Origin of the sequence: Fulvivirga marina (genome assembly GCF_016775155.1) — a bacterium.
Lineage (GTDB): Bacteria > Bacteroidota > Bacteroidia > Cytophagales > Cyclobacteriaceae > Fulvivirga > Fulvivirga marina.
The window spans coordinates 1-13,770 of record NZ_JAEUGD010000026.1 but is presented as its reverse complement, the minus strand read 5'-3'; the positions used below and the strand labels follow the sequence as shown (position 1 = coordinate 13,770).

General features: G+C 39.6%; 4 protein-coding genes. All 4 read left to right on the top strand.

Annotated elements, in window-relative coordinates; all coding sequences use genetic code 11:
• Window positions 1-3,374: non-ribosomal peptide synthetase (locus JMN32_RS08745; RefSeq protein WP_202855942.1), on the top strand; the 3,374-nt coding region annotated here is incomplete at its 5' end.
• A complete protein-coding gene (locus JMN32_RS08740) occupies window positions 3,371-9,013 on the top strand; it encodes a non-ribosomal peptide synthetase (protein ID WP_202855941.1) in 5,643 nt (1,880 codons plus the stop codon). The genes JMN32_RS08745 and JMN32_RS08740, both read left to right, overlap by 4 nt.
• 76 nt (window positions 9,014-9,089) lie before the next feature.
• Complete coding sequence (locus tag JMN32_RS08735) at window positions 9,090-12,143, top strand: cyclic peptide export ABC transporter (protein WP_202855940.1); 3,054 nt, start codon at window positions 9,090-9,092, stop codon at window positions 12,141-12,143.
• Between the two features lie 34 nt (window positions 12,144-12,177).
• Window positions 12,178-13,503, top strand: a complete 1,326-nt coding sequence (locus JMN32_RS08730; protein WP_202855939.1) for a serine hydrolase domain-containing protein — start codon at window positions 12,178-12,180, stop codon at window positions 13,501-13,503.
• The last annotated feature ends 267 nt before the right edge of the window (window positions 13,504-13,770 follow it).

Genomic DNA, 13,770 nt, shown 5'->3' with positions numbered 1-13,770 from the left:
GTGAGGTGGAGCGCCGTCTGGTAAGTATATGGTCCGAAATCCTCGAACTCCCCCAGGAAAGTATTAGTGTCAAGGCTGACTTTTTCCGTCTTGGAGGTAACTCTCTAAGTGCAATTACATTGGTGAACAGGATCAGTAAAGCCTTTGACGTAACTATACGGTTGAGCGAGTTGTTCAATAATACTACCATAGGAGCCCTAAACAACTTAATTGCAGAGGCAAATGAGCATATCGCCTTTGTGCATATACCAAAAGCAGAAAAGGTATCCACTTACCCTTTGTCTTCTGCCCAAAAGCGTATGTATCTCCTGTATCAATTTGATAAGGAGAGCATAACTTATAATATGCCAGAACTATTTATGCTTGGCGGTAATTATGAGACCCAGCGCATCGAAGAAGCCTTTAGCCAACTTATAGCACGACATGAGATATTGCACAGTGTGTTTGAAATGCAGGGAGGCGAAGCGGTGCAGCGGGTACTTGAAGAATACGAATTTGAAATTGAGTATGACGAAGGTGGTCCCGAAGAAGAGCTGCAAACCTACAAATCTTTCTTACGACCTTTTGATCTTGATAAGGAACTGCCCATAAGGGTTAATTTATTTAAAAATCTAAATGGAGAGTGTATACTCATGGTAGATATGCATCATATTGTGAGTGATGGAGTTTCCATGGATATATTACTTAGAGAATTCTGGTCATTGTATAGAGGAGAAACCCTTGAGGCACTTCCATTACAATATAAGGATTATGCAATGTGGCAACAAAGCACTGCTTACCAGGAACAGGTAGCCATTCATAAGTCATATTGGTTAGATGTTTTTGCTGAATCGATCCCAGAACTGAATCTGCCCACAGATTATAAGCGCCCACTTGAAAGAAGTGATGATTCATGTAGCGCAACGTTATTATTAACCGGTGAGGAAAGTGAACAAATAAGAGCCCTGGCATCAGCCCTGGGGGTGACCTTATATACATTGCTTCTTGGTGTATACTATGTACTCCTGCACAAGCTTTGTAATACCACTGATATTGTTGTAGGTACACCAACCGCAGGTCGTTCTCATGCTGATCTGGAAAATATGGTTGGTATGTTTGTCAATACACTTGCACTCCGTCAGCAGATTTCGGATAAAAAAGCTTTTGGCGAGTTTATCAAAAAGCTTCAAAAGGATACCCTTCAGGCTTTTGAGCATCAACTTTTTCAGTATCAGGACTTAGTTGACACATTAGAGATTCCTCGAGCGATTGATAGAAATCCGTTGTTTGATGTGTTCTTTACAATTCAGGAAGAAAAGGAAATAATCGACTTGAATATGAGAGCCATTGACCTTAGTGAACATGGGGAAGTTTCAGCACAGGCAAAATTTGACCTGAGCCTGGAAGTACTGGACTCACATAAAGGTTTGGGTTTTACATTTACGGCGCGCAACGATTTATTTCAGAAGTCAACGCTGGAGAATTTTACAGCATATTTAAAACGTATCCTGAACAGCGTATCAGAGGATACCACTCAAAGAATTGCAGATATAAGTCTATTGTCTGATATTGAACGTAAAGAATTGCTTGAGGACTTTAATGACTCTGCGGTTGACTTTGGACTGCCAAATACAGTACTGGACAGGTTCAGAACTCAGGCACTTAAAAGCCCTGAAGCAATTGCACTTGTATATAAGGATGAGGAAATCAGCTATGGTGTGTTGGATAACCTATCAGATCAATGGGCTGGAAATCTGGTGGAGAAAGGAGTGGAACCCGGAGCGATTGTTGGTTTGCTTATGGAGCGTTCAACAGAAATGATTACAGCGATTCTGGCGGTGATGAAGGCAGGAGCGGCTTACGTACCCCTTAACCCGGACCAACCCATCAGGCGTAATTTATACATGATGGAAGAGTGCGGATGTAGTTACGTAATAAGTAATTTACCCGATATAGACGATGCGCTTAGGGCTTCTCGCATCTTCTTGACACCAGAAATACTTTCCTCTGAAAACCATGCTGCCGGAACATTGCCAAGTGTAAATATTCAAAGTCTTGCTTATATTATTTATACATCAGGTTCAACGGGAGACCCTAAGGGGGTTATGATTGAACATGAATCCCTGAGCAATTTTATTGCTCATGAAGAGCGGTTTTTATCTGTTAACTGTGAAGACCGTGTTCTACAATTTTCCCCTTACTATTTTGATGTATCGGTACAGCAGCTTTGGGTGTCTTTAACAACCGGTGCAGGCCTCGTCCTCATCGATAAGGAGACGCTGAGTAATTCAGAGCATTTTGTATCATACTTGTCTTCAAAGCGTGTGACCATCATGAATGTGACACCATCCTTCTTAGAAAGTATGACAATCCCTCATATGGAAAAGCTCAGGAGTATTGTAGTTTCGGGAGAGGCATGCAAGGCTTCATTGGCGAAGCAGTATGTGGAGCAATATGACTTTTACAACGAATATGGTCCTACAGAAGCTACTGTAATAGCCATTTCCTGTAAAGTGACTCCGGAGATGATCACTGCTGACAGGGTGCCTATTGGAAAACCCATAGCTAATATGAAGGCTTATATCCTGAATGATGTCGGACAGGTTATACCTCGTGGTAGTGCAGGAACACTTTATTTATCGGGTAAGGGGGTGGCAAAAGGATACCTTAACAAAGCGGATCTTACAAAAGAGCGCTTTGTAGATAATCCATATGCAAGTGGAGTATTATACAACACCGGTGACTTAGCTCGTTGGCTCCCTGACGGAAATATTGAGTTTCTGGGACGTGTTGATGATCAAGTAAAACTGCGGGGATATCGAATAGAACCGGGAGAAATTGAAAATTGTCTTGAAAAGCTCCCTGAGGTAAATAAAGCTGTTGTATGTCTGCAAGGGCAATCTGGTCAGGAGTATTTATATGCTTACCTCTCCGGCAAAGAGGTATTGAAGCCAGAGGCGATCAAGTTACATTTATCGAGACTTTTGCCGGATTATATGATCCCAACTGGATATATGTGGATTGATAACATTCCATTGAACCCTAACGGGAAAGTGGATCGCAAAGCTTTACCCAAAGCTGATCTAACTCATGAAGAAGAAAGAAGTGGACCACAAACAGCAACCGAGGTGCTACTCATGGATCTTTGGTCAGAGGTGTTAAATATAGATACGGAAAGGATAAGTACGGACAAAAGCTTATTCGAAACTGGAGGAAACTCACTCACGGTTATTGTACTGACAAATCGCATATTGAAGGCTACAGGATTGGGTATCAGTCCCAGACAGATTTTTATAAAACCTACTATACAAAGCATGGCTGACTATATAGATACAGTCAGGCAACTGGAGACTTCCGAGGATGATGGAGAGTATAGCACAAAAGTAATCATATGAAAATAGACGAATATATAAGCTCTTTGAGACATAAAAACGTTATTGTCTCTGTACAAGATGGAAACTTAGCAGTTAAGGGAGCTGATGGGGCTGTTACTCCTGAAATAATTGAAGAACTCAGGTCGAAGAAACTTGAAATACTGGAGTTTTTCAATGCAGTGAAAAAAAACAGAGGTACTGAACTTATCCCCCAGGCAAATACTCAGGATCATTATCCTCTATCAAGAGGGCAAATGAGATTGTGGATACTTGACCAATTGGGAGAGGGGAAAGGGGTATATAATGTTCCCTTGGATTTTGTGATTGAAAACCTGGACGTCTCTGCTTTTGAAAAGGCATTGGAATTGATTGTTGAAAGGCATGAAATTTTAAGAACAGTTATTCATGTAATTGATGGGCAGCCGCGACAGGTAATAAAGGATATCTCGACTTTTGACATGAAGGTTAATTATTTTAACGCTGCTTCTGAAGAACTCTTTAATGACATTATTGTCAGAGAATGCAGATTTCCATTTGACTTGTCAGAGTCTTCTATGAGGGTGTCGGCTATAGACCGTGGTGATGGCACCTCGGTATTATGCTTTGTGTTTCATCATATAATAATTGATGAATGGTCTTCAGGCGTACTTATTCGAGAGTTCAAAGAACTATATGAGGGAATTATTACAGGAAAAGGAAACCACCTGTCCCCTTTAAAAATTCAATATAAAGATTATGCAGTATGGCAGAATGATTTAATTGATTCCGGCTCTCTGGAGCCTTCAAAGAAATTTTGGACGGATAAGCTCTCGGGTGAACTCACCAGGCTTATACTACCTTTGGACTTTGACAGGCCTGATGAAAGGGATTATCAGGGTAGTAGAGTTGAATATGAAATCTCACGTGAAATTACGGATCAACTTGTTAAGTTTGGGCATCAGTATAAAGCGTCATTATTCATTGTGCTCCTAAGTGCTTTGAAAGCATTGCTGCATCGGTATACCGGACAGGAAGATATCATTCTTGGGTATCCGGTTAGTGGCCGTGATCATTATAGTCTTGAGAATCAGGTAGGGTTTTATAGCAATACAGTTGTTTTTCGTACACCAATTAAAGGAGACCTCTCATTTCGAGAGATATTGGAGTTGGTCAACACCAATTCTTTGGAAACTTTTGAACATCAGTCGTATCCATTTGATTTATTGGTAAATGATATTGATGATGGCTCAAACAATAAGCAGAACCCTCTTTTTGATGTACTTATATCCTATCATGACTCTGCCTCTGAAGGGGGGATAATTGAGGAAAGTGAGATGGATAGCAATACCATTATATACAGGGAGAATACAGGAAGCAAGTTTGATTTATCTTATGATTTCAATAGGATATCGCGAGGTAGCATAACAGGAGCGATTAATTTCAATAATAATCTTTTTAAAAAGGAGAAGATCCTGAGAATGGTAGGTCATTTTAAAAACTTCTTAATGGAAGTTCTTAAAAAGCCGGATAACCCGATCAGTACATTGTTCTTTTTAGAAAATGAGGAGACCGATCAAATACTGAGACTATTTAACAATACAAATAAAGGTTTTGGCTTTGAGTGTGGAATCAAACACCTGTTTGAAGCACGGGCTCAGGAATTTCCGGAATCAATATCTGTCCTTACGGAGGCAGGGGAGATAACTTTTGGACAAATGAATGAGCGAGCGAATCGTTTGGCTCATTATCTACATATCTCTTTTGAAGTTTCCGGTCAAGATCATGTAGGGGTTTTGATGGACAATACGGTAGATCGTCTACTGACACTGCTGGCCATTACTAAACTTGGAGCTGCTTACGTTCCTCTGGATATGGATTTTCCTGCTGAGCGTATTTCCTTTATTCTAAAAGATACCAATGCAAAGCTGTTAATTACTGATGGTATTGATATCATTCAAAAAGCCTCTATCGAATACCAGGGCCCCGTTTTTGAAACGGATCAACTAGATATGAAAATTGAAGGGTGTACCAATAGCAATCCACAAGCCGAAGTAGGATTGGAGAGTATATTTGCTATTTTGTATACGTCAGGATCCACAGGGAAGCCCAAAGGAGTATTGATAAAAAATGAGGGACTCATTAATAGAATAAACTGGTTCTGGAATCATTATAAATGTTCTCGGGAGGATGTAATATATCAAAAAACACCTTTTGTTTTTGATGTATCCATTGGTGAAATATTTATGCCTTTGTGTTTCGGAGCAAAACTTGTACTCGCAGAAAAGGAGACCTCTTTACAAATTACTGAGAATATCATACGGTTCGGGGTAACCTATGTACACTTTTCTCCAACCCAATTAAATAATTACCTGGATGCTATTGAAGGAGAACCTTTGGAAAATAGTGACCTTAGAATGATTGCGTGTAGTGGAGAAGAACTTACTAAAAACATTGTTAACAAATACTATAGCAGATATAGCATTCCATTATCTAACCTTTACGGCCCCACCGAGGCATCTATTGAAGTAACATATTATGATACTACCCTGGAAGATGCCAGAAGCAAAGAGTCAAAAATTCCAATAGGGAAACCTATAGATAACGTTCAGATCTATGTACTGGATAGGTATCATCAGTTATCCCCTATTGGTTTTCATGGTGAGATAGGCATTGGAGGAGTTTGTCTTGCAAAGGGATATTTTAACGATCCGGAGAAAACAAAGAAGCAATTCATAGAATGCTCGTTTGATCAGTTGGAGAAAACAAGAGTTTACAAAACCGGAGATGTGGGAAAATGGAGTGACGATGGACTGGTGTACTTTTTGGGGAGGGTAGACAATCAGATTTCAATAAATGGCTCTCGTATTGAGCCGGGAGAAATTGAGAGTGCCATTTCGGATCATCCTGCAATACATGAGGTGGCTGTTGTCACCAGACAGGATGAGTTTATGAATTGGCATTTGATAGCCTACTATACATTGAAAAAGGGGAAAAGCGACTTAGCAGAAGTTGAAAAGCCTGAGATAGTGGAACCCGAGGTACGGATTGGGGAGTTGGAAAATTCACGTTCTTTATCGGATATATCAACAGCACAAAATGTTTATGAATTGCTTCATGGGGCACTTTTAAAACATCAGGATCGTATCGCTTTGGTGTGTGGAGATGCATCCATGACTTATAAGGAGTTATATGAAGAAGTTGAAAAATTTGCCTCCTATCTGATAGAGCAATATGGAGTATCTTTGGGTGATCCGGTAGTTTTGCTAGCTGGCAGGTCAGAGAGAACAATTATATCAATACTGGCTCTTTTGAAGATTGGAGCAGTGTATGTCCCTGTTGATAGAGAATATCCATTGGCACGTATGGAACAGATCGTCCGGGATAGTGCTGCAACGCTCATTATCGCTGACCGGGATATTGAGTTCAATGCACTTTCTGCCCTGGCACCTATAGCTTTTAGTGAGGAGCCTCAGAATACTCCGAATATATCAGGGGCGAAGGGGGGTGAATCAGGAGCCACACAGAGAGATCTATGCTATATTTGTTATACGTCAGGGTCAACGGGAAAGCCTAAAGGCGTGATGATAGAGCAGCAATCGGTGGTTGATTATATTGAAACCTTTAGCAGATATTTCAACATTTCTGATGCTGATACGGTGGTTCAGCAATCGTCCATTTCATTCGATACATTTGTAGAAGAGGTTTTCCCGACGTTATATACCGGAGCAAAACTAGTAATCCTTCCTGATGGGGGGAGAAATGTAGAGGCCATGATAGACGCAGTAAACCTCCATAAAGTTTCTGTATTGAGCACAACCCCATTAGTAATTAATGAGCTTAATGCACAATATGATCGCCTTGATCATATGCCAAGAGTTATAATAAGCGGCGGAGATACATTGCGAAAATCATATGTTGACCGACTTCTAGCTCATACATCGGTATTCAATACCTATGGTCCTACAGAATTTACTGTATGTGCTACTTTTGGTCGCATAAAACATGGTGAAGATTGTAACATAATCGGAAAACCCGTTAGTAATTACCAGGTGTTTCTTTTGAACGATAACTTGAAAAAAGTACGCTTTGGCGAAATTGGAGAAATGCATATTGCCGGAGCAGGGATGGCAAGAGGGTATTTAAATAACGAAGCTGAAACGTACAAGTATTTTATCCCCAACCCTTTTGGAGAAGGAAGACTGTACAAAACCGGTGATCTGGCCAGATGGAATAAAAAGGGAGAATTAGAATTCTTGGGAAGAAAAGATAGTCAGGTGAAGTTGAAAGGGTATCGTGTTGAACCTATTGAAGTGGATATGGCTCTCCAGACCTGTGAAGAAATTACTAATTGCATCACCTTGGCCAAAGAAGATTACAGAGGAGAGAAGCACTTGGTATCTTATTATACAACATCCCAAAAAATTAGTGGAGAGGAAATAAGAGAGCATTTGAATGTTATCCTGCCATACTATATGGTACCTGATTATTTTGTTGAAATAAGCGAATTTGTTACTACACATAATGGGAAAATAGATACTAAAACTTTACCAGTACCAGAACTTCTGCTTCAAGACCCTGCATTTAATGCAGAACTCAAAGACTTCTTAAGGAAAAAATTACCGGCGTATATGATCCCAGCGCATTTGATGGTTTTGAGTGAGCTTCCAATGACAGTAAGTGGAAAAATAGACCGGAAATCTCTGGAGAATAGAGAACTTAAAAAACTGCGGCCTAATACGATTAACAAACCAGTTAACAAAACGGAAGAAACTTTACTTGAAATTTGGAAGGATGTCTTAAAAATACCTGAGGTCAGTACGGATACGAATTTTTTTGAACTGGGAGGGAACTCTATAAAGGCTACTCAAATCATGTCAGTGCTGTACAAGCGGTTTGAAAAGAAAATTGCCCTGAAGGATATCTATAACAATCCAACCATAGCAGAACTGGCAAGATGTCTGAAAACAGATGGAAAGACAGAATCACTAATGATAAAATTGGGAAATGTAGTTCCCGACCGTCCCTCAGTATTCTTCATACCTCCCATTCTGGGATCAGCTACAGTGTTTAGAGAACTTGCCTCAAGCCTAGATGACCAGGTCAATGTATTAGGTTTTCAATATCGGGGATTTGACCATGACGAACCTTTTGATCTTAGCATAGATGCTATGGCCACATCTTTTACAAGAGAGATAACCATGGCAAATCAGGCTGGTCAACCGATGTTTCTTATAGGGTATTCTATGGGAGGCACTGTCGGTTTTGAAATGGCACGGATACTTGAACAGCAGGGATATCCTGTTACCCTGATTATAATCGATCGCAATGTTAATGAAGATGAAGAAGCTCAGGAAGATGAAGAAATTTCCAGACTGTTGAGCCATGAGTTGGCCTATTGGCATAAAGATCTAAAAGATCAGGATTTTGACAGAGTTAAACGCCTTGTACTTCATAATGTAAAGATATTGGCGGCCCACAAAATTCAAGGAAAAATACAGGCCAGTATTATCGCTATTGAGGCAAAACGTGATACAGACCAGATCTATATGGAAGAATGGAATAGTTTTACCAATGGTTCTTTTGAGCATCATTATGTCCAAGGGGATCATTACACTATTATTGATAATTTAGAAACACTGGCCCCTATAATAAAAAGGGCATTATTGCAACCTATTTCCTGATTACCTGTCATATAGTAACTCTGATGGACAAGAAGGCGAATATTAAAACTCTTTTTACAACTCTGAAAACGATTTAATGAAGCATTTTAAAAGTATATTCATTCTCATTTTTATAATGAGCAGTACCTGGTTATACGGCCAGGAAAAACCACAGTCCTTTCCTGTGGAAGAGATCGATAAAAAGGTACAGCAATTTATGGAGAATGGAGATATTCCCGGACTTACACTTATTGCTTTGAAGGGAGATCAGGAATATATAAAGAGCTACGGGTATGCCAATATAGAAAAAGACATTCCCGTTTTGCCTGATACCCGGTTTGAGCTTGCATCCTGCAGTAAAGCCTTTACTGCACTGGCATTTTTGAAGTTTGTAAAAGGGAGAAACTTGTCATTGGATACTCCTGTGAATGAACTCATTCCCTGGTTTGCAGTGACGTTTGAAGACCAAGAAGTTAAGATCACTTTAAGACAGTTGCTGCACCATACAAGTGGGATACCCTGGCATACCTTGTCTTTAATACCGGAATCAAGTGAAGACGATGCACTAGAGCAGACCGTACGAAGATTGGTAGGGCAGGAGTTGGAGTTTAAACCAGGTACCAAGTATCAATACGCAACTATAAATTATGATGTATTGGCCCTGGTAATGGAAAAGTTAAGTGGAGAGTCCTTTGAAAAATTGATGCAGGGTTTGTTCATCGAACTTGGCCTTTCAAATACCAGAATCAGTGTAAACGAAAATGATACATTGAAGGCTCAGGGATACAAAATAGGATTTTTTAAACCCCTTGCATACGATGAACCTCCTTTTAAAGGCAATAGTGCAGCAGCGTATATTATATCTGATGGAAACGACTTGAAAAGGTGGATGAAGATCCAGTTGGGTATGATAAATACCTCATTAGATTCATTGGTGGAGTTAACCCATAATCGGGATGAAACAGTCTCTCCTCATAATAATAAATCGTATGCTATGGGATGGGAGGTTTCGTTGGAAGGTGACGGGGATATTTTACATAGTGGTCAAAATCCTGATTTTACAGCTTATGCAGTGATGAGGAAAAAAGAGGGTACAGCATTGTTTCTGGTGGCTAATGCAAACAGCAATTTTACGGCCCCATTGGGACAACAAATTTTTGACCTCATTAATAACGAAGAAATTCCTGAAATGTATGATCCTGGAGATCAGAATGATACCACTTATGCAATGCTTGCTATAGCATTATTATTTTATGTGCTGGTAGTGGTAGGCTTTATAATTTTTGTTTTTATAGAGATCTTTCAGAAAAAACGAAAATTCGAAACCCTTACCATCAAAAGGATGCTGGGATTCTTCTTATCATTGGTAATAATATTACCTTTTGCCTATGGGATTTATATTTTCCCCGAAGCTATTTTAGAGCTTGATTGGAAGACAACATTTGTTTGGTCCCCCATGAGCCTGCGAGTATTGCTGTGGGTAATGGTTCTGGCAGTTGGCATTTCCTATCTGGCTTCAGTTTTTACATTGCTTTTTCCTCAGAAAAATGAGTATAAGAGATTTGCACCGAAGATATTGCTGCTCAGCATTCTTTCTGGATTTGCAAATGTAGGGGTAATCATAGTTATAACATCTTCAATAGGATCAGACGTACCAGTGAGGTACCTGTTGTTTTACTATTTTCTTATATTATCCATATACCTGCTGGGGAGAAGATATGTCCAGATCAAATTGGTACGGTTTACCAGGGGACTGGTGTATGAGTTGCGTGTACAATTATTATCAAAAATTCTTTCTACATCTTACCAGCGTTTTGAGAAGATTAATATTGGAAGAATTTACGCAGCATTGAATGATGATGTTTCCAGGGTGGGCGATTCAACCAATGTCATTGTTTTGTTGTTTTCAAGCACCATAACAGTAATAGGTGTCTTTGTTTATCTTATTTCAATTGCATTTTGGGCGGCTTTACTCACCATATTTTTCATGTGTCTCCTGTTGCTGGTTTATAACATCTCCGTGAGAAAATCTAACGTTTTTCTTGATAGGGCCAGACACGAGACTAATATTTTTATGAGCTATATCAATGACCTTGTACACGGTTATAAAGAAATCAGTCTGCATCGGAACAAGAAACTCGAGTTCAGGGAAGATGTTTCTCAAAGTGCGGAGCGATACAAGTCAAAAGTATTGATAGCCGATATTAAGCTACTAAATTCTTCTTACATAGGTGAATTTATGCTGGTGGCACTCTTGGGACTCGTGGCTTATGGGATTCCCGAGTTCTTTTCAAATATTGAGAATTTTGTGATCATGAACTTTGTGATCGTCTTACTTTATCTCATAGGCCCGATAAACCGTATCGTAGAGTCCATACCCTCGGTTCTTCAGATAAAAATAGCGTGGAATCGTATACAGGAATTTATAAAGGAAATCCCTTATGATACATTACTTGATCATCGAGAAGAAGTAAAACATACACTTATCGAATCGTTTAATGCCAGAGGAATTTCTTTTTGCTATGAAAGCGATAACACAAAAGAAAGCTTTTCGGTAGGCCCGATAGACTTAAATGTTCAGGCCGGTGAGATCTTGTTTATTATAGGAGGTAATGGCAGTGGAAAAACCACATTAGCCAAAATGCTGACAGGCCTTTACAAACCCATTGAAGGAGAGTTCAGAGTTAATGGTAACTTAGTGAATAGCGCTGATCTTGGAGAATATTTTTCTACAGTTTTTAGCCCGGCACATCTATTCCAAAAGTTATACGATGTAGATCTTAATGGAAGGGAAGAGCAGTTTGATCACTATCTTAAATTGTTACAGTTGGATGAGAAAATTACGGTAACTGATAACAACTACAGTACGATCAAGCTTTCGAGTGGTCAGCGGAAAAGGCTTGCACTACTTCAGTGCTTTATGGAGGACAGGCCGATTTATTTGTTTGATGAATGGGCTGCAGATCAGGATCCTGATTACAGAAAGTTCTTCTATAAAACTTTACTGCCGGAAATGAAAAAAGCTGGAAAGATCGTGATTGCGATTACTCATGATGATAATTATTTTGATGTTCCTGACATGGTACTCAAAATGGAAACAGGAAAACTAAAGACCTACAGAGTGAATAATACTCCTGTAGATGCTATTTAAACCAACCCACATAAATTATAAAAATCAACTACTAATGAATACAATTACTACCACAGTTCAGCGCATTGTTTTTTATGCTTTACTATTCCTCAGTTCTGCTGTACTAGGGCAGACTGATGGTTATTTTATCTCTAATGGTAAAGATATTCATGCGCGAACCTTTGATCTGGAAATCGAACAACTGATGAGTGAACTGGGTATCCCAGCCTTGTCAGTGGCTATATTGGAAGATGGAAAAACAGCCTATACAAACGTATACGGATACAAAAAGATGGGGTCTGATGATGCAGCAGATCTTCATACAGCATTTGAGGCCTGTTCTTTATCTAAAATCTTTCTGGTCTTCAGTGTTTATAAGCTGGTAGATAAAGGTATGCTGGATCTCGATGTCCCACTTTATAACTACCATGGTCGCTACAAGCCGCTAATGCACGATAAGCGTTATAAGAAGATCACGGCGCGGATGATTTTGAGCCATACTTCCGGGATTGAGAATTGGACATCGGAGAATGATCCGAAAGTGTTAGAAATCCTGGAGGAACCAGGAAAGACTTTTATATATTCTGGTGAAGGGTTTTTGTATCTCACTGAGGTAATGGAACACCTTTTGGATGAGTCTTTTTCTGATTTTACGAATCGGCTTGTGTTAGAGCCATTGGGTCTGAAAGATACCTATATGTGGGTATCAGATCAGGGCGATCAAAATAAGGCAGCTGCCTTATTTACCACATCAAATTATGTAACTGGCCACGATATCTTTGGTAATGTAATGGCTAAAGCAATGGATTACGATGCTGATAAATTACCCGCCTCTTATATGCATACAACCGCCGCTGACTATGCAAAATTGGTGTTGAGCTTTTTTGATAAGCAGACTTTTTCAGAAACAATACACAAGGAAATGTTAGAATCTCTGGTACTGTTACAGCCACTGGATAATTTTTCGGTTTATACTGGACCAGGGTTCAGTGTGTTGCGTTTCCCGAAAGAGGACCTTCTTTTCTTTAATGGAAGTAATTCCGGGTTCAAATCAACAGTGATCTATTCGGCCCAGAACCAAAGAGGGTTCATATTTTTTACCAACAGTGATTCTGGCAAGCGGCTAATGTATAAGATTAACCAACTTACTACTGAGTTTGATTTGGAACTTGAAAATGGAAATCCTGATATGTATCCAAATACACCATGGGTGCTATTTCATGTATATCGACGCAAAGGAAGTGAAGCCCTGTTCAGAAAGCTGGATTACCTTAAAGGGAAAAATATGTTGCATTCCGGTGAACTGGAAGAATTGGCAAGCATCCTTTCTCGAAAGGACGGAGATCTTTCTGAGAAGGTTCGTCAATATCTAGATCAGTAATCTTGTATTCTGTCAGGAAGAAAGTAAAATATTAACGATAGATACCGAATGGAAGGTTCACGGTACCAATGAGCGAAAAGTTTGGTTTCTGAGTCTGTTTAACCAAATAGTATAATAAACATATAAAACAATACAGCACTTTATTTAGAGAGTACCGGGGCTTGGTAAATGAAGGCGAACTGAGATAATAAAAGGGAGTATTTATGGCAAAAGATATAGAGTTAAAACTGGTTGACCGAGGTTACTTTACGGGTCAGCTGGACCGTT